The sequence below is a fragment of the Amycolatopsis sp. NPDC114504 genome, from assembly GCF_055633595.1.
The window spans coordinates 1361233-1378998 of the sequence record NZ_JBVKDU010000004.1; the positions used below are offsets into that span (position 1 = coordinate 1361233).

The 17766-nt window shown below is 71.2% G+C and carries 15 protein-coding genes and 1 rRNA gene; 5 read left to right on the forward strand and 11 right to left on the reverse strand.

All coding sequences use genetic code 11. The features are described from left to right. The first annotated feature begins 104 nt into the window (after nucleotides 1-104). The 4 genes from ACZ7PG_RS36065 (at nucleotide 105) to ACZ7PG_RS36080 (ending at nucleotide 5484) form a co-directional block, all read left to right on the forward strand. A complete protein-coding gene (locus ACZ7PG_RS36065) occupies nucleotides 105-1526 on the forward strand; it encodes an NCS1 family nucleobase:cation symporter-1 (protein ID WP_470243633.1) in 1422 nt (473 codons plus the stop codon). Then, a complete protein-coding gene (locus ACZ7PG_RS36070) occupies nucleotides 1523-2230 on the forward strand; it encodes an aspartate/glutamate racemase family protein (RefSeq protein WP_372665596.1) in 708 nt (235 codons plus the stop codon). The genes ACZ7PG_RS36065 and ACZ7PG_RS36070 overlap by 4 nt, the downstream gene beginning before the upstream one ends. A gap of 91 nt (nucleotides 2231-2321) precedes the next feature. Beyond that, nucleotides 2322-3584, forward strand: a complete 1263-nt coding sequence (locus ACZ7PG_RS36075) for an alginate lyase family protein (RefSeq protein WP_470243634.1) — start codon at nucleotides 2322-2324, stop codon at nucleotides 3582-3584. 205 nt (nucleotides 3585-3789) lie between these two features. Next, nucleotides 3790-5484 (forward strand): glycosyl hydrolase family 18 protein, encoded by a 1695-nt coding sequence (locus tag ACZ7PG_RS36080; protein WP_470243635.1) that lies wholly within the window; start codon nucleotides 3790-3792, stop codon nucleotides 5482-5484. A 3-nt stretch (nucleotides 5485-5487) separates the two neighbouring features. Here the strand turns inward: ACZ7PG_RS36080 and ACZ7PG_RS36085 are convergent, their stop codons facing one another. The 4 genes from ACZ7PG_RS36085 to ACZ7PG_RS36100 all read right to left on the reverse strand — a co-directional run bounded on the left by ACZ7PG_RS36085 (nucleotide 5488) and on the right by ACZ7PG_RS36100 (nucleotide 9866). Then, nucleotides 5488-6438, reverse strand: a complete 951-nt coding sequence (locus tag ACZ7PG_RS36085) for a copper transporter (protein WP_470243636.1) — start codon at nucleotides 6436-6438, stop codon at nucleotides 5488-5490. After that, nucleotides 6435-7619 (reverse strand): putative cytokinetic ring protein SteA, encoded by a 1185-nt coding sequence (gene steA, locus ACZ7PG_RS36090; RefSeq protein ID WP_470243637.1) that lies wholly within the window; start codon nucleotides 7617-7619, stop codon nucleotides 6435-6437. The genes ACZ7PG_RS36085 and steA overlap by 4 nt, the downstream gene beginning before the upstream one ends. Before the next feature lie 88 nt (nucleotides 7620-7707). Continuing rightward, a complete protein-coding gene (locus ACZ7PG_RS36095) occupies nucleotides 7708-8883 on the reverse strand; it encodes a DUF1266 domain-containing protein (protein WP_470243638.1) in 1176 nt (391 codons plus the stop codon). Next, nucleotides 8880-9866, reverse strand: a complete 987-nt coding sequence (locus ACZ7PG_RS36100) for a zinc-binding alcohol dehydrogenase family protein (RefSeq protein WP_470243639.1) — start codon at nucleotides 9864-9866, stop codon at nucleotides 8880-8882. The genes ACZ7PG_RS36095 and ACZ7PG_RS36100 overlap by 4 nt, the downstream gene beginning before the upstream one ends. A 66-nt stretch (nucleotides 9867-9932) precedes the next feature. On the opposite strand from ACZ7PG_RS36100, the gene ACZ7PG_RS36105 reads away from it, so the two are divergent. Continuing rightward, complete coding sequence (locus ACZ7PG_RS36105; protein ID WP_470243640.1) at nucleotides 9933-10373, forward strand: MarR family winged helix-turn-helix transcriptional regulator; 441 nt, start codon at nucleotides 9933-9935, stop codon at nucleotides 10371-10373. A gap of 4 nt (nucleotides 10374-10377) precedes the next feature. Here the strand turns inward: ACZ7PG_RS36105 and recN are convergent, their stop codons facing one another. The 7 genes from recN to rrf all read right to left on the reverse strand — a co-directional run bounded on the left by recN (nucleotide 10378) and on the right by rrf (nucleotide 17645). Further along, nucleotides 10378-12165: a DNA repair protein RecN gene (recN, locus tag ACZ7PG_RS36110; protein ID WP_470243641.1), complete on the reverse strand. Its 1788-nt coding sequence runs from the start codon at nucleotides 12163-12165 to the stop codon at nucleotides 10378-10380. Between the two features lie 90 nt (nucleotides 12166-12255). Then, a complete protein-coding gene (locus ACZ7PG_RS36115) occupies nucleotides 12256-13182 on the reverse strand; it encodes an NAD kinase (protein ID WP_470243642.1) in 927 nt (308 codons plus the stop codon). Continuing rightward, nucleotides 13179-14006, reverse strand: a complete 828-nt coding sequence (locus ACZ7PG_RS36120; RefSeq protein WP_470243643.1) for a TlyA family RNA methyltransferase — start codon at nucleotides 14004-14006, stop codon at nucleotides 13179-13181. Before ACZ7PG_RS36120 ends, ACZ7PG_RS36115 begins: the two co-directional genes overlap by 4 nt. Nucleotides 14007-14011: 5 nt before the next feature. Then, entirely contained in the window at nucleotides 14012-14209 is a 198-nt protein-coding gene (locus tag ACZ7PG_RS36125; protein ID WP_155546226.1) for a hypothetical protein, read from the reverse strand. A 17-nt stretch (nucleotides 14210-14226) separates the two neighbouring features. Further along, nucleotides 14227-15192 (reverse strand): HAD-IIA family hydrolase, encoded by a 966-nt coding sequence (locus ACZ7PG_RS36130; RefSeq protein WP_470243644.1) that lies wholly within the window; start codon nucleotides 15190-15192, stop codon nucleotides 14227-14229. Beyond that, the gene (locus tag ACZ7PG_RS36135; protein WP_470243645.1) at nucleotides 15185-17431 is read right to left on the reverse strand and encodes a tetratricopeptide repeat protein; all 2247 of its coding nucleotides are present in this window, start codon (nucleotides 17429-17431) and stop codon (nucleotides 15185-15187) included. The genes ACZ7PG_RS36130 and ACZ7PG_RS36135 overlap by 8 nt, the downstream gene beginning before the upstream one ends. A gap of 97 nt (nucleotides 17432-17528) precedes the next feature. Then, nucleotides 17529-17645, reverse strand: a 5S ribosomal RNA gene (gene rrf / locus ACZ7PG_RS36140). Between the last annotated feature and the right edge of the window lie 121 nt (nucleotides 17646-17766).

Sequence of the window (17766 nt, forward strand, 5' to 3'; positions counted from 1 at the left end):
TTACGGACCGGAGGGTTGACGGCGGCGGACTTGGGGGTGATATTTGGGATGCCAAATTTTGGTATCCCAAATCGCCGTCGCTGCACGTCGATCGGAGGCCCGCCTTGACCGCCGCCCCGCTCACCGAGTCCCAGCAAGAGACGACCGCGCCGCCCGACCCCCGGCTCTGGAACGAAGACCTCGCCCCGGCGAAAGACCGCCGCTGGAAGGTCTACGACATCTTCGCGTTGTGGATGTCGGACGTGCACAACCTCGGCAACTACACCTTCGCGGCCGGGCTGTTCGTGCTCGGCCTGTCCGCCTGGCAGGTCTTCACCGCCCTGCTGTTCGGCTTCGTGATCATCTACTTCGGCATGAACCTGATGGGCCGGATCGGCCAGCGCACCGGCGTCCCGTTCCCGGTCGTGGCGCGGATCAGCTTCGGCACGTTCGGCGCCAACCTGCCCGCGCTGATCCGCGCGATCATCGCGATCTTCTGGTACGGCATCCAGACCTACCTCGCGAGCGTGGCCATCACGCTGCTCGTGCTCACCATCGACCCGGGCCTGAAACCGTTGACCGAACACGGTTTCCTCGGCCTGCACGCGCTCGGCTGGATCTGCTTCATCGCGCTGTGGGCGGTCCAGGCGCTCATCCTCACCCGCGGCATGGAGTCGATCCGCAAGTTCCAGGACTGGTGCGGCCCGGCGATCTGGGTCGTGATGATCGCGCTCGCGGTGTGGATCCTCGCCGCCGGGCACTGGAACATCTCGTTCACCAGCAGCCCGAAGCAGCTGTCGACCGGCGAACAGATCCGCCAGTGGTTCGGCGCGGCCGGGCTGATCCTGGCCACCTACGGCACGCTGATGCTGAACTTCTGCGACTTCTCCCGCAACGCCCCGGACCAGAAGACCGTGCGCCGCGGCAACTTCTGGGGCCTGCCGATCAACTCGACGGCGTTCGCGCTGCTGTCGGTGATCGTCACCGCGGGCAGCATGCAGGTGTTCGGCGAGGCGATCACCGACCCGGCCGAGCTGCTGGCCAAGGTGCACAACACACCGGTGCTGATCATCGGCGCGCTGACGTTCGCCGTCGCCACCATGGGCGTCAACATCGTCGCGAACTTCGTCTCCCCCGCCTACGACCTCGCCAACATCTGGCCGAAGCGGATCTCGTTCACCGTCGGCGGGCTGATCAGCGCGGTCGCCGCGCTGTGCGTGCTGCCGTGGAAGCTGTACTCCTCGCCGACCGTGGTCAACTACTTCCTCGGCGGGCTCGGCGCGTTCCTCGGGCCGCTGTTCGGGATCATGATCGTCGACTACTACCTGATCCGGCGCGGCAAGGTCGACGTCGCGCAGCTGTTCGTCGACGGCGGGATCTACCCGCGGGTGAACCCGCGTGCGCTGGTGACGTTCTTCCCGACCGCCGCCCTCGCCGCGGTGATCGCGCTGGTGCCGTTCTTCGCCCCGGCCGCGCCGTACTCCTGGTTCATCGGCACGGGATCGTCGGCGCTGCTGTACTTCGCGGTTTCGAGGAAGCACCGATGAGGATCGTCGTCACCAACTGCAACACCACCGAGGCGATGACGAAGGAGATCGAAGCCGGGGCCCGCGCGGCCGCGAGTCCCGGCACCGAGATCCTGGCGAGGACCCCTCGCTGGGGACCGGAATCCGCGGAAGGCTGGTTGGACAGCTTCCTGTCCGCCGCGGCGGTGCTGGATCTGTTGCGGGGCCTCGAAGAACCGTTCGACGCGGTCGTGCTCGCCGGCTTCGGCGAGCACGGCCGGGAGGGCGCGCGCGAGCTGCTGGACGTCCCGGTCGTCGACATCACCGAAGCGGCCGCGCACCTGGCCTGCCTGCTCGGCCGCCGCTACGGCGTGGTGACCACATTGGACCGGACGTGCGGGCTGATCGAGGACAGCCTCCACGCGGCCGGAGTGGCGCAGAACTGCGTCACGGTCACCGGCGCCGGGCTCGGCGTGCTGGAGCTGACGGACGAGCGTCGCACGGAGTCGGCGTTGCTCACCGCGGGCCGTCGCGCGCGGGACGCCGGCGCGGAGGTCCTGGTGCTCGGCTGCGCCGGGATGACCGGACTCGACCGGAAGATCGCGACGATGCTGGACATCCCGGTCATCGACGGCGTCGCGGCGGCGGTCCGGCTCGCCGAGTCGCTGGTGGCGCTGGGACTGAAGACGAGCCGCGCGGGGTCGTACGCGCGCCCGTTGGACAAGCGGCGCACCTGGCCCGATTGACACCGGCCGCGTCGCCCGGTCAGAATCCCTGCAGCCGTACCGCCGCCCGGTGACGACGTGGGGATTTTGCCGTCCCCGGAAGGCGGTCGACGTGCGAAAAGTCCTAGGCGCGCTCGCGGTTTCCGCGAGCATGATCCTGGTCCCGGTCAGCGGGACGGCGGTGGCCGCGTCGCCACCGCACACCGTCGTCACCGACGGGGCGAAGCTGGCCGGGACCAAGCAGGCACTGCGCGGCGGGCACGCGTCCAAGGCCCAGCGGGACGCGCTGAAAGCCGTGCTGGCCAAGGCGAACACGGCGCTGACCGCCGGGCCGTGGTCGGTCATGGACAAGCCGGCCGCGCCGCCGAGCGGCGACAAGCACGACTACATGAGCCAGGCGCCCTACTGGTGGGCGAGCGAGAAGACCCCCGAGAACCCGCAGGGCTGCCCGTACGTCAACCGGGACGGCCAGCGCAACCCGGAGGCCGACGCGATCACCGACCACACCTACCGGATGGTGGCCTGGGACGCGATGTACTACCTCTCGCTCGCCTGGTACTACACCGGCGACGCGAAGTACGCGAAACGCGCGGCGCTGGACATCCGGACGTGGTTCCTCGACCCGGCCACCAAGATGAACCCGAACATGACCTACTCGCAGATCATCCCGTGCAAGACCACGATCAGCGGCACCGGGATCATCGACTCGACCCAGTCGTTCAGCCAGGTGCTCGACGTGTTCGCCCTCCTCGACACCGGCGCGCCGGGCTGGACCGGCAAGGACCGCTCGGGCATCAAGGCGTGGCTGACGCAGTACCTGAACTGGATGCAGACCAGCCCGCAGGCGAAGCTGGAACTGGCCGCCACCAACAACCACGGCACGTTCCTCGACATGCAGAACGCGACGATCGCGGCGTACCTGGGCCAGCGGGACGCGGCACGGAAGATCGTGCTCGACGCGGAGCAGAAGCGGTTCCCGGTGCAGTTCGCCGCCGACGGCAGCCAGCCGCTCGAGCTGTCGCGGACGATGTCGTGGCACTACGTCAACTTCAACCTCACCGCGTGGGGCCGGATGGCGGAGGTCGGGAAGAACCTCGGCATCGACGTCTGGAAGTACCGCGCGCCGAACGGCGTGACGCTGCGGAAGGTCGTCGACCAGCTGATCCCGGGTGCGCTGCAGGGCGCGGCGGGCTGGCCGCACCAGCAGATCGGCGTGTTCGACCAGTCGATCGCGGCGGACATCTTCCACGCCGCGGCCGAAGAGGCGCACGACTCCGACGCCGCGGCGGCGTTGAAGAAGATGCCGCTGCCGGCCGGCGGTGACACGTGGCCGGTGCGCGTGTCGTGCTTCCCGCTCGACCCGCCGCTCAAATAACCCTACGAACGCCGGGAAATCCGGACACCACGTCCCATAGCGCACGCTGTCCATGATTGGTCTAGTCCAAAGTATTGACTCTCGGTGTCTCCGCGCGCACATTCATGACCGGGGCCGGACCCGCTCGTGAAGCAGCCATCGCGTACGCCCTCTCCCGCGCCGTCGCGGCCGGGAGAGGGCCGTCCGCCTGCGCGAGGAGACGCCCATGCAGCGAAGATTCGCCCTGGTCGCCGCAGCCGCGGCCGCCGTCGTGGTCGGCGCGCTGACCGTCGCCGGCCCGGCGACCCCGAACGCGGCCGCCGCGACCTCCGGCGGGGTCCGGATCGCCTACTTCGACCAGTGGTCCATCTACCAGAACGCCTACTACCTCAAGAACGTCGACGCCATCGCCGGCAACCTCGACTACCTGCTCTACGACTTCGAGAACATCGACCCGAACAACCTCACCTGCTTCGAAGCCACGAAGGCGACGACCCCGGACCCGGGCGGCGAAACCGACCCGAACGCCGGCGACGGCGGCGGGGACCAGTTCGCCGACTACCAGAAGTCGTTCGGCTCCGACATCAGCGTCGACGGCACCGCCGACGTCTGGAACCAGCCGGTCGCCGGCAACTTCCACCAGCTGCAGGAGCTCAAGGCGCGGCACCCGAACCTCAAGGTGCTGCTGTCGATCGGCGGCTGGACGTACTCGAAGTACTTCTCCGACGCCGCCGCGACCGACGCGTCGCGCAAGAAGCTCGTCAGCTCGTGCCTCGACATGTTCATCAAGGGCAACATCCCGGCATCCGGCGGTTACGGCGGCCCGGGTACCGCGGCGGGGATCTTCGACGGCATCGACATCGACTGGGAGTACCCGGCTTCGCCCACCGGCCACGTCGGCAACCACTACAGCGCCAACGACACCGCGAACTACACCGCGCTGATGGCGGAGTTCCGCGGTGAGCTGGACGCGTTGGGCGGCAAGCACTACGCGCTGTCGGCCGCGCTGCCCGGCGGCCAGGACAAGATCGCGAAGCTCCAGACCGACCGGATCGGGCAGTACCTGGACTTCGGCAACGCGATGACCTACGACATGCACGGCGCGTGGGACGCGACCGGGCCGACGAACTTCCAGGACCCGCTGTACTCGTCGCCGAACGACCCGTCCGGCACGATCCCCCCGGGCACCGAGAAGTACACGATCGACTCGGTGGTCAAGGACTACCTGCACGGCAACAGCGCGTACGGCATCGCGGGCGGCTTCCCCGCGAACAAGCTCACGCTGGGCATCCCGTTCTACTACCGCGGCTGGACCGGCGTGCCGGCCGGGTCGAACCACGGGCTGTACCAGTCCGCTTCGGGCCCCTCGCCCGGGCACGCCTTGAGCGGCAACGTCCCCGGCGTCGCGATGTACAAGGAACTGTCCGGCATCGTCGACAACCCGTCGGACACGTACTGGGACCCGGTCACGCAGTCGGCGTGGTTCTACGACGGGCAGAACTTCTACGGCGGCTCGTCGACGCAGTCCATCAAGGCCCGCACGGACTACATCCACTGCACGGGTCTCGGCGGCGCCATGATGTTCTCGCTCTACGACCTGGACCCGGGTTCGACGTTGTTCCACGCGGTGGTCAACGGTCTGGCGGCCTCGACGCCGAACTGCTCGGCACCGCCGACCACGACCCCGCCGACCACCACTCCGACGACCCCGACCACACCCACGACCCCGACAACGCCCACCACCCCGCCGACCACCACCCCCACGACGCCGCCTTCGATCCCCGCGTGGGCACCGAACACGGCGTACGCGACGGGCGCGAAGGTGACCTACAACGGCATCACGTACACGTGCCGCCAGGGCCACACTTCACTGGTGGGCTGGGAACCGCCCAACGTCCCGGCGTTGTGGCTCGCGAGCTGACCGTCAGTTCCCCGCGGGGTTGCTGACTCCCGGTGCGGGGGCCTGGGCGTTGCCGGCGATGCCGTAACGTCCGGTGCCCCCGTCGAGCTGTTCCTTCAAGGCCATGATCGTGCTGATCCGGCCCGCGGAAGAATCGACGTTGTCCACAGTGGACAGGATCGACGTCGCCGACGTGTCCGCGCGGACGACGCCCAGCGCGCCGGTGCCTTCCGCGGAACCGGCGTCGCCGGCCAGGACCGTGCCCGCGCCGGTGCGGTCGAGCTGCGTCGCGAACCGGGCGATCGTCGCCGCGCGGTCACCCGCGCTGTCACCGGTCGCCTGGGCCCCGGTCAGCACGATCGCCAGCTGCGCCGGGTTGACCGCCTGGCCCGCCTTGACGAACCCGCCGTCGGTGAGGCCGCCGATCGCGGCCGCCAGCTCCTCGCTCGAGGACTGCGGCTTCGCGGTGGTCTTGTCCAGCAGCAGCACCGATCCGAGCAGCGCGCCGGCGAGCGTGCCGGTGTCGCCCGCGGTCGGGAACTTCGAGCCGGCCGGCTGCAGGCGCGTGACGACGTCGCGGAGCTGGTCGGCCTTCTCCGGGTCGGCGAACGCGGCCGTCAGCTGCACCTCACCGGTCACCGAAGCGCCGGACTGGCCGATCAGCTGCTTCAGCGCGTCCCGGTCGGCCGGGCGGGCGTCCTCGGTGGTCACGAGCACCACCGACCGCTTGTCCAGTGCCCCGGCGACGACCTTCGGCCCCATCGAGCCGGCGAACGCGTCCGCGTCGGCCAGCCGGGCGTTGAGCGCGTTGCGCTGCGCTTCGAGGTCGGAGACCTGGCTGCCGAGGTCCTTCTTCTCCCCCGCCAGGCCGGACAGCAGCGTGCCGTTCAGCGCGGTCGAGCCGAGGACGACCCCGACGGCCAGCGCCAGGAAGCAGGCGGCGATGGAAACGACGTGGTAGCGCAGCGAAATCACGTGAACAATCCCTTGACCCAGGCAGCGAGCGAATTCCAGGTGTGCCGGAGCCAGTCCAGGTAGACCGAGCCCACATCGGACACCAGCAGGGCCGCGGCGACCACCACGACCGCGGCGAGCACGAGCAGCACGACCGCGCCGATCGACACCCGGCTGCGGTGCAGCGTCGCCACCGCCTTCCCGTCGACGAGCTTCGTGCCGAGCTTCAGCCGGGTCAGGAACGTCGACGGGTTCGAGCCGGACCGGCCGTGGTCGAGGAACTCGCGCAGGGTGGCCTGGAAGCCGACCGTGACGACCAGGCTCGCACCGTGCGCGTCGGCCAGCAGCAGCGCGAGGTCCTCGGCGTTGCCCGACGCCGGGAACGTCACCGCGCCGATGCCGAGGTCCTGGATCCGCTCGACGCCGGGGGCGTGCCCGTCCGGCGCGGCGGGCACGACGACCTCGGCGCCGCCGCGCAGCGTGGTGGTGCCGATGCCGGTGGGGTCGCCGACGATGACGTCCGGCGTGTACCCCTGCACGCGCAGGGTGTCGGCGCCCGCGTCGACGCCGATCAGCACCGGCCGGTGCTCGGCGACGTACTTCTTGAGCTTCTTGAGGTCTTCGGCGTGCCCGTTGCCGCCGGCGACGACCAGCACGTGCCGGTCGCGGATCACGACTTTCAGCTCCGGCACGCCGACGCCGTCGAGGATCAGCGTGCGCTCGCGGCGCAGGAACTCGATGGTGTTGGCGGAGAACGCCTCCAGCTGCGTCGACATCCCGGCCTTGGCCTCGATCATCTGGTCCGCGACGCTGTCGGCGGTCTGCTCGATGCCGGAGGCGACCTGGCGCTCGCCGATGTACACGACGCCGTCGTGCAGCCGCAGCTTCGTGCCGTCCTTGATCGTGCGCAGCAGCTCGCCGCCGACCGAGTCGAGGAGCGGGACGCCGGCGGCGACGAGGATCTCGGGGCCCATGTTCGGGAACCGGCCGGAGATCGACGGCGACGCGTTGACCACGCCGGCGACGTCGGCCTCGACCAGGGCGTCGGCCGTCGCGCGGTCGAGGTCCAGCTGGTCCAGCACGACGATGTCGCCGGGACTGATCCGGCGCAGGAGCTCCCGGGTGCGGCGGTCGACCCGGGCGACCCCGGTGATCCCCGGCAGGGGTTCTTGGTTCCGCGTGAGCAAGCCGGTGAGCTTCATGTGGCCGATGGTGACAAATTTGCTCGTGGGACGACGTACGCCACGCCGTAGCCGGGGTGACTCGTTGTGGTGAGGTCCCCCGCACGGGTCAGGCCTCCGACTCCTCCGAAAGCGGCCCGAAATCGAGGTTCACCCAGGGGCTGGCCGGGTCCTGAAGGAGCTGGTGGTGGACCCGCACGGCCGCCGGGTACCACTCGCCGAACTCGTCGTCCTCGGCGTGCAGCAGCCGGCCCATGACATACCCGGCCGACAGGTCGGCCCATGACTGATGGTAGCGGCGCGCGAGCGAGCCGGCCTCGAGCACCATCAGCTCCGCTGTCAGCGCGTCGCAATAACCGGCCGCGAGACCCCACCGGGCGATGTTGACCGCGCGGCCGACGTCCCACGACAGCGCCGTCGTGACGAACCCGTCCGCATCGACCAGGCCGTCGGCCCGCAGGCGCTGCTCGCAGCGCGACACCCGGCGGACGGTGTCCCGCAGCTCCTCCGCCTGGTCCGCGGCGTCGTTCTCCGCGCACCACCGGTCCACCAGCTCCACCCACGTCAGCGGGTCGAACTCCCCGTTGCGCAGGCCGTACTCGGCGGCGAACCGCAGGCGCAGCATGAGCACGAGGTTGCCGGGGGTCAGCGCGTAGCCGTCCCCGATCAGGTCGGCCATCGTCGCGCGCCAGCCGGGCGGGTCCGGCACGCCCCACCAGTCCCGCAGGCCCCGCACCTCGGCGACGTAGTCGTGGCGGCGCGCGTCGAGCACGTTCCACGGCGCCGCGTTGAGCACGGCCAGGTGCGCACCGCAGGCCAACGCGTGCGCGATCGGTCCTTCGAGGTGCCCGTACGGCGCGGTGATCAGCCGCTCGACCTGCTCCTCCAGCGGCGTGACGTCGTCCTTGTGCGCGTCGAGCCACGGCTGCAGCGTCGCGCCCGGCAGCCGCCACTCGCCGCGGGTGCCGCGGTTGAACACGACCCGCTCGTGCCGCCCGACGCCGTCGACCGCCCAGTCCAGCGCGCCGCTCATGGCGACGACGTCCGGGCCGAGGTCGGGCAGCGCGCCGCGGGTGAAGACCTGCAGGAACTCGTCGCCGCCGGTCTCGAAGTAGACGTTGGGGAAGGTCTCCGCCCGCTCGTCGAGGATGCTGCGGGCGTCCCCCCGCCGGATCGGGACGAAGAGCTCTTCCCCGGCCAGCAGGCCGAGGTAGCGGTCGAGGTCGTTGTCCCGGCGGGCGGCGGCCAGCTGGGCTTCGACATCGGCGGGCGGCGGCAGGATCACGGGGCGGCTCCCTCCGCTCGGCCGGTCAGCACGACGAGCTTGCCCGCCGTCCGGTTGTGCTCCAAGTCGTCGTGCGCCTGCCGGATCTCCGTCATCGCGTACACCTTCGCCGGACCGAGACTCGCTTCGCCGTCGGCGATCCGATCGAGGTGGCGCTGGAGGACGGAGGCGGGCAGGTCGTCCGCCTCACCACCATAAGCGGTCAACCGCACCCCGGCGGGAAGGTAGCCGATCGGATAGAAATCCGAGATCGTCCAGCGGTTGGAGAGCATGCCGGTGAAGCAGACGGTGCCGTGCACGCGGGTGGCCTTCAGGGTGTCCGGCAGGGTCGGCGTCCCGACGAGTTCGAGGGCCGCGTCGACACCCTCGGGCACGATCTCCCGGACCTGTGTCGCGACGTCACCGTCGTCGAGGAGCGGGTGGTCGACACCGTGGTCGCGCAGGATGTCGAGCCGGTCCGCCTGCCGGGTGGTCGCGAAGACCGTGGCACCGAGGTCTTTCGCCAGTGCCGCGGTGGCGAACCCGAGCGCGGACGTGCCGCCGCGGATCAGCAGGGTCTGCCCCGCCTGGAGGTCGAGGCCGGTGGTGAGCGAGCCGTACGCGGTCTGGAGCGTCTCGGGGACCTGGCCGAGGACCTCCCACGGCAGATCGCTTTCGAAGGGGATGACCTGGCTCTTCGGCACCACCGTGAATTCGGCGTAGCCGCCGTCGAAGGTGCGGCCCATGCCGCCCATCATGGTCGCGACCCGCTGCCCAGGCTCGAAGCCCTCGCCCGCGTCCACGATCCCGACGGCCTCGATCCCGGGTACCCGCGGGAACGTGACGCCTTCGGCGAGCCCGAGCCGGGTGTGCAGCTCGGACCGGTTGAGCCCGAACGCCTTCACGGCGATCCGGACCCAGCCGGGTTTCACCTCCGGCAGCGGGAGCTCTTTCAGTTCGAGGTTTTCGACCGGACCGGGTTCCCGGAGTACCACCGCGCGCATCCTGGGTCCTTTCTTCGCATGCGAACAGTCCGCACAACAACTGTCCGTGCGAGTAGTATTCCCGGGATGAGCCTGTCCCGAGAGCACGACGCGGCCTGGCGGGGTTTCCTGCGTTCGTCCGCGCTGCTGCTGCGCGTGCTCGACGCCGAACTGCGGGCGGAGCACGGGATGTCGCACCGCACGTACGACGCGCTGGTGCAGCTCTCGGAAGCCCCGGACCGGCGGCTGCGCATGAAGGACCTTGCCGACGCGCTCGTGCACAGCGCGAGCGGGCTGACCCGGGTCGTGGACGGCCTCGAGTCCGCGGGGTACGCGCGCCGCGAACCGGACCCCGGCAACCGCCGGTCCACGCTGGTGGTGCTGACCCCGGCCGGGTTCGCGGCGCTGGAAGCCGCCTGGCCCACGCACGTCCGAGGGGTGGAGCGGCACTTCGCTGACCACGTCGACCGGGACCAGGCCCGCGTGCTGGCGGAAGTGTTCCGCGGCATCACGGCCGACCTGGACTGAGGCGCTACTTCTTCTTCGCCGCCGCCTTCTTCCGCTTCGGCTCGGGCTCGGCCTTGGCCTTCTCCGCGGTGGCCAGCAGCTCCTCGGCGTGCGCGCGGCCCGTCTCCGTGTCGTCCATGCCGGCGAGCATCCGCGCCAGCTCGTTGACCCGCTCGGCCTGGCTCAGGTTCTTGACCCCGCTGCGCGTCACCCCGCCGCTGTGGCCCTTGTCCACCACCAGGTGCTGGTCGGCGAACGCCGCGACCTGCGGCAGGTGCGTGACCACCAGGACCTGGTGGGTCCGCGCCAGCCTCGCCAGCCGGCGGCCGATCTCGACCGCCGCGCGGCCGCCGACACCCGCGTCGACCTCGTCGAACACCAGGGTCTGCACCGTGTCCGCGTGCGCCAGGACCACCTCGATCGCCAGCATCACCCGCGACAGCTCACCGCCCGACGCGGCCTTGTGCACCGGCAGCGGCGGCGCGCCGTCGTGGGCCCGCAGCAGCAGCTCGACGTCGTCGATGCCGTCCGCGCCCGCGTGCACCGCGCGGCCGTCGATGGTCAGCGCGTGCGTGTCGCCGTGCTCGGCCGGCCGCTGCTCGACCGTCACCTCGATCGCGGCCTGGCCCATCGCCAGCCCGGACAGCTCCCGCGTGATCTCCCCGGCCAGCTCGGCCGCGGCCTTTTCGCGGGCCGCCGACACCTCGACGGCGTGCGCTGCCAGCTGCACCGCGAGCTGGTCGCGTCGCAGCGCCAGCTCGGCGAGCGCCTCCTCCGAGGTGTCCATGGAGCCCAGGCGGCGCCGGGCGTCGTCGGCCCACGAGAGCACCCCGTCGACGTCCGCCGCGTACTTGCGGGTCAGCCGCTTGAGGTCGCCTTGGCGCGCCAGCACCTTCTCCAGCAGCGCCGGGTCGGCGTCGAGCGTCTCGACGTAGGAGCCCAGCTCGGCCCCGACGTCGGTCAGCAGCACCGACGCCTCCTCGAGCCGCGGTGCCAGCTCGCGCAGCACGCCGTCTTCGGACGTCGAGAGCCGCCGGAGTGCTTCGGAGACCAGCGCCATCGCGCTCGGGACGTCCGGGTCGCCGTCGAGCGAGCCCGACAGCGCGACGTGCGCCTCGGTCGCGGCCGCGCGCAGCTCGTCGGCCGCCGCGAGCCGCTTGATCTGGGTGGTGAGCTCGACGTCCTCACCCGGCTCCGGCGCGACGGCGTCGATCTCGGTGAGCCCATGCTTCAGCAGGTCGGCCTGCTGGGCCATCTCCCGCGAGCGCGTCGACCGCTCGGTCAGCTCGGCGATCACCGCCAGCCACTCGGACCGGACCTCGCGGTACGCGCTCAGCGGCTTCCCCACCGCGTCACCGGCGAACCGGTCGATCACGTCCCGCTGTTCGCTCGGGCGCAGCAGCCGCAGCTGGTCGTTCTGCCCGTGCACCGCGATCAGCTGCTCGGACAGCTCCGCGAGCACGCCGACCGGCACCGACCGGCCGCCCAGGTGCGCCCGCGAGCGCCCGTCGACCGCGACGGCCCGCAGCGCGATGACGCTGCCGTCCTCGTCGACGTCGGCACCCGATTCGGTGACGATGCGTTCGGCGCCTTCGACGCCGGAGTAGGTGAACCGTCCTTCCACGAACGCCTTGAGCATCCCCGTCCGGACCTTGGACACCTCGGCTCGGCCCCCGGACAGCAGGTGCAGTCCGGTGACGACCATGGTCTTTCCCGCACCCGTCTCACCGGTGACGACGGTGAAGCCCGCGTGCAGTTCCAGCAGGGCGTCCTCGATGACTCCGAGGCCCTGGATGCGCATCTCGGCCAGCACGCCGCCTACCGTAGCGGCCCCCACCGACACTCTGCGCGCGCGGGACCCCGGCGAGTCGCCGATATGTTCGAATGAATCGCCCAGCGGTCCTTACTCGCAGGGACGCGCGTGCCGCTCCCGCCAGCTCTTCACCGGCAGCGAGAACTTCTGCACCAGCCGATCGGTGAACGGGCCGTCCCACAGCCGGACCAGCCGGACGGGGGTCTTGCCGCACGTCACGCGCACGCGGGCGCCCGGCGGCAGGTCGATGGACCGGCCGCCGTCGCAGGTCAGGACGGCGGACGAGCCGTCGGGGTCGATCCCGACGGTGATCACCGAGTTCCGCGAGACGACCAGCGGCCGCGCGAACATCGCGTGCGCGTTGCTCGGCACCACCAGCAGCGCCTGGACGTCCGGCCAGATGATCGGGCCGCCCGCCGAGAACGCGTACGCGGTCGAACCGGTCGGTGTGGCACACAGCACACCGTCGCAGCCGAAGGCGGACACCGGCCGCCCGTCGACCTCGATGAGCGCGTCCAGGACCCGCTCGCGCGTGCTCTTCTCGACGCTGGCTTCGTTGAGCGCCCAGGTGCGGGCGAGCTCGGCACCGTCGTGGGTGACCGTGACGTCGATGGTCATCCGCTCTTCGACCTGGTAGTCGCCGTCGACGACGCGCTGCACGGTGTCGGCCAGCGCGTCCGAGTCGGCCTCGGCGAGGAAGCCGACGCGACCGAGGTTCACGCCGAGCACCGGCACCCCGGCCGGGCGGGCCAGCTCGGCCGCGCGCAGCAGCGTGCCGTCGCCGCCGAGGACGAACACCAGCTCGACACCCTCGGCGGGGTTGTCGTCCGGGTCGACGACCGTGCAGGTCGACCCGACGCCGTGGCGGTCCGGGTTGATGAGCGCGCAGACGTCTTCCTCGATCACCCGGATCCGGATGCCGGCCTTGGCGAAGCGTGCCGAGACCTCGCGCGCGGCCTCGCCGGTCGCTTCGCGATCGGGGTGCACCATGAGGAGAACTTCACGTTCGGTGGTCATGCGGGCCCTTCCTCGACGGCGGTTCGGACGAGCCGCTCGGCCTCAGACCTGTCTACCGCGTCCACAGTGGACTCGGCCACGTGTTCTTTCCTGAGCCACACGAAGTACTCGACGTTCCCGGACGGCCCGGGCAGCGGGCTGGCGGTCACCCCGCGCAGCGAAAGGCCTAGTTTTGCGGCCTCGTCGAGGACGCCGAGCACGGATTCGGCGCGCAGCTCGGGGTCACGCACGACACCCCCGCTGCCGAGGCGGTCCTTGCCCACCTCGAACTGCGGTTTGACCATCGGCACCAGGTCGGCGCCTTCGCGCGCGCAGGCGGCGAGCGCGGGCAGCACGATCTTCAGCGAGATGAACGAGAGGTCCCCGACGACGAGGTCGACTTGGCCGCCGAGGTCGTCGGGCGAGAGGTTGCGAACATTGGTGCGGTCCATGACCACTACACGTTCGTCGGTGCGGATCCGCCAGTCGAGGAGGCCACGACCCACATCGGCGGCGATCACGGTCGCCGCGCCTTCGCGGAGGAGGACGTCGGTGAAGCCGCCGGTGGACGCGCCGGCGTCGAGGCAGCGTTTGCCCTCGACGCTCAGGCCGTCGAACGCTTCCAGCGCGCCGAGCAGCTTGTGCGCGCCGCGGGAGGCCCAGCCGGGGTCGTCCTCGTCCTTCACGACGATGGGCGCGTCGGTCTCGACGCCGGTGGCGGGCTTGCTCGCCACCATGCCGCGCACGGTGACCTTGCCGCCGGTGATCAGGGCCGAGGCCTGCTCGCGCGACCGGGCGAGGCCGCGCCGAACCAGTTCCGCGTCGAGGCGCGCCCGCTTGGGCACCGTGGTCAGACCTTGTCGATGCTGGAGAGGGCGACCGTCAGCTCGGTGTGCACGGCGTCGAAGCGCTCGACGTGCTCCGCGAGCGGCAACGCGTCGAGGTCGTCCAGGCCGGCGACGGCTTCGTCGATGCCGGCCCGCGGGTCGGTCTGCTGCGAGAACGTCCCGGGCGGCGGGCCCGGGACGGGGTACGGGTGGTCCTGCACGTCACGAACGGTATCAGTCAGGCGAACTTCGCCCGGGCGCGCTCGCCGAGTTCGGTGACGCCGGTCTCCCACGCCGTGTGGCAGAGCGCGCGAAGCAGGTCCAGGTCGTCGCCGTCGCCTTCCGCGTCGAGCACGCCGTTCTCCGCGGTGACGGTCCAGCCCGGGCGCGGGCCGATCTTGAGGTCCTCGGCCTTGTCTTCGAGCGCGGTGAGGTCCTTCGCGAGGTAGGTGGCGCGCTCGGCCGGGATGGCCTCGATCAGCTGTTTCGGCGTCGCGACGCCCGACAGCACGACGAGCGAGTCGATGCCCGCGGCGACCGCGCCGGCGATGTCGGTGTCCAGCCGGTCGCCGACGACGAGTGGATGCTCCGCACCGGCGGACTTCGCCGCGGTCTCGAACAGCAGCGGCTGCGGCTTCCCGGCGACGAGCGGCTCGACGTCGGTGGCGGTGCGCAGCGCGGCGACCATCGACCCGTTGCCGGGCAGCAGGCCGCGCTCGCTGGGCAGGGTGGCGTCGACGTTGCAGGCCACCCAGAGCGCGCCCGCGCGGATGGCCAGGCAGGCTTCGGCCAGCGCGGCCCAGGTGTTGTCGGGCGAGTGGCCCTGGACGACGGCCTGGACGCTCTTGGCGTTTTCCCGCACCGGTTTCAGGCCGGCGCCGGCGACCTCGGCGGCCAGCGACTCGGTGCCGATGACGAGGACCTCGGCGCCGGCTGCCAGGCGTTCCTTCAGCAGCTGCACCCCGGCTTGGGCGCTGGTGTGCACCTCACCGGCGTCGGCGGGCATGCCGAGGCCGGTGAGGTGGTCGACGACCTCGCCCGGGGCCTTGGACGCGTTGTTGGTGACGAACCGGACGGGTGTGCCGTGCTCGCGCGCGGCCCGGACCGTCTCCGGGGCGCCCGGGATCACCCGGGCGCCGTGGTAGACGGTGCCGTCGAGGTCGAACAGGACCGCGTCGTAGGCCGCGAGCAGGGCGTCACTCATCCGATTCTTCGGTGTCCTTCGGCTCGGTGTTCTCGGTGTTCTCGTTCTTGTCGGCGTCGGCGTTCTCGTTGGCCAGGTCCGCGGCGCGCTCGGAGGCGTCGGTCTCGTCCTCCGCGTCGGCCTCGGCCGCGTTGAGGAACCAGCGGACGGCCTCCTCCTTGCGCCCGGCGGCCGCGAGGTTGTCGGCGTAGGCGTAGAAGAGCCGCGCGCTCCACGGGTCGCGCTTCTCGGCCTTGAGGTCGCCGCCCTGCAGCGAGACGACGGCGGCGTCGAGCTGCCCGAGGTCCCGCCGCGCCCCGGCCGAGACGATGGCGAGCTCGACCTGGACGGCCTTGTCGAGCTTCGCGACGTCGGCTTCCTTCGCGAGGTCGAGGGCGCGCTCGGGCCGGCCCAGCGCGCGCTCGGCGTCGGCGATGATGGCGATGTGGTCGTCGCTGCGGGTCATCCGCCGGACGGCACGCAGTTCGGAAAGGGCTTCCGACCAGTTGCCGGCGTGGTAGGCGACCAGCCCGAGCGCTTCCCGCACGATCGGCACGCGCGAGGCCTTGGCCTTGGCGTACTTGGCGTGCGCGAGGGCGGCCTCGGGATCGCTGTCCATCAGCCCACCGGCGGCGACGAGGTGCTTCCCGACGGTCTCGGCGAGCCCCTTCGGCAGGGTCCTCAGCTCACGGCGGGCGTCCTCGTCGAGGTCGGAGAACTCGATGTCCTCGGGCAGGTCCGGCGCCTCGAGGAGCTCCCGGGCGAGGGCCGCGTCGTCGAGCGGGGTCCCGACCCTGGGCCGCGGTTCCCGGCGGGCCCCGGGACGGTCGTCGCCACGCTTGTCCGAGCCACGGAAGCCGCCCCCGGTCCGCGGACCGCGGTCGTCGTCCCGGCGCTGGTAGCCGCCGCGGTCTTCACTGCGCGGGCCGGCGGGACGGCGGTCGTTGTCCTTGTCCCGGGCGCTGTTGTCGCGGGCACTGTTGTCGCGGGCGATGTTGTCCCGGGCGCTGTCGCGGCGCTGGTAGCCGCCGCGGTCACCACGGTCGGCGCGGTCACCGCGGTCGGTACGGTCGCCGCGGGAGTCGTCCCGGCGGTCGTCGGAGCGGAAGCCGCCGGTGCGGGCACCACGGTCGTCGTCACGACGGTCGCTGCTCCGGCCGCGGTCGCCCGAGCCGTACCCGCCGGTCTTGGCGCCACGGTCGTCGTCACGGCGCTGGTAGCTGCCCCGCGAGTCGTCGCGACGGTCGCTGCCGCCGCGGTTGCGATCGTCCGAGCGGAAGCCGCTGGGCTTGCCACCACGGTTGTCGTCGCGCCGCTGGTAGCTGCCGCGGGAATCGCTGCCACTCCGGGGGCGATCGTCGGAGCGGAAACCACCACGATTGTCGCTGCTGCCGCGGCCACGGTCGTCCGAACGGAAGCCGCCGGACTTGCCACCGCGGTCGTCGGAGCGGAAGCCGCCGGGACGGCTGCCACGGTCGTCATCGCGCCGCTGGTAGCTGCCCCGCGAGTCGTCGCGACGATCGCTGCCACCACGGTTGCGGTCATCCGAGCGGAAACCGCCGGGCTTGCCACCACGGTTGTCGTCACGGCGCTGGTAGCTGCCGCGGGAATCGTCGCGACGGTCGCTGCCGCCGCGGTTGCGGTCATCCGAGCGGAAACCACCCGAACGGGTCCCGCGGTCGTCGTCGCGGCGCGAGGAGCCACCGCGGTCTTCCCATCGGGGCTTGCGGTCGCCGTACGACGCCTTGCCCTGGGGCCGGCTGCCGCCGGGACGGCCGCCCCGGTCGTCGGAGCCGCGGCTCGAACGCTCGTTCCGGTCGCCGCCGCGGTCGTCGGACCGGCCGGCCGAACGGCTGCCACCGCGGTCGTCGAAGCGGCCGCCGCCCGAGCGGGCCGGGCCGCCGGAGAACTTGCCGCCACCGCCGGGCCGGCCGGCCCGGTCACCGGAGTCGCGGTAGCCGCCGCGGCGGTCGTCACGGTCGCCGGTGCGGCCGCTGTCACGGCTCTGACCTGCGTATCCTCCGCGCTGGTCGCGGTCGCGGGGACCGTCGCCGCCGCGGAAGGGCTTGCCGCCGCCACGGACGCCGTGGTCGTCCCGGCGCGGCCGGCCCTGGTGCGTGTTGTCGCGGCCGCCGCGGTCCTGCCGCGCACCGCGCCGGTCTCCCCCGGATGCGTCCGATCGGCCCCGGGAGCCTTCGTCCCGGCGTGCCGACCGGCCGGACCCATCATCGCTTGAGTCTCGTCGACCGAACTCGGACACCTGGCCTCCTGCCGTGGAAAAAATCTTGTTCTGGACATACGCGTACGGCCCGCTAGGGCAGCCAACTGGCTATCCTAACGGGCCGTACGTAAGGTAAGTTCGGCGGTGTCCTACTCTCCCACAACCCTTCGGTTGCAGTACCATCGGCGCTATCAGGCTTAGCTTCCGGGTTCGGAATGGGACCGGGCGTTTCCCTGACGCTAAAACCACCGAAACACTCCGAAACAACACACGCACCTGGCGTGGTGTTTCAGAACCGTAGAGTGGATGCGCAACATCTTCGTAGACAAGTCCTCGGCCTATTAGTACCAGTCAACTCGACAACACATTACTGT

What these genes read in the sequence shown, in the direction of transcription:
- ACZ7PG_RS36070 (WP_372665596.1), top strand. Translation starts at nt 1,523, where the DNA reads ATGAGGATCGTCGTCACCAACTGCAACACCACCGAGGCGATGACGAAG.
- ACZ7PG_RS36080 (WP_470243635.1), top strand. Translation starts at nt 3,790, where the DNA reads ATGCAGCGAAGATTCGCCCTGGTCGCCGCAGCCGCGGCCGCCGTCGTG.
- steA (WP_470243637.1), bottom strand. Translation starts at nt 7,619, where the DNA reads ATGAAGCTCACCGGCTTGCTCACGCGGAACCAAGAACCCCTGCCGGGG.
- ACZ7PG_RS36100 (WP_470243639.1), bottom strand. Translation starts at nt 9,866, where the DNA reads ATGCGCGCGGTGGTACTCCGGGAACCCGGTCCGGTCGAAAACCTCGAA.
- ACZ7PG_RS36105 (WP_470243640.1), top strand. Translation starts at nt 9,933, where the DNA reads ATGAGCCTGTCCCGAGAGCACGACGCGGCCTGGCGGGGTTTCCTGCGT.
- ACZ7PG_RS36115 (WP_470243642.1), bottom strand. Translation starts at nt 13,182, where the DNA reads ATGACCACCGAACGTGAAGTTCTCCTCATGGTGCACCCCGATCGCGAA.
- ACZ7PG_RS36130 (WP_470243644.1), bottom strand. Translation starts at nt 15,192, where the DNA reads ATGAGTGACGCCCTGCTCGCGGCCTACGACGCGGTCCTGTTCGACCTC.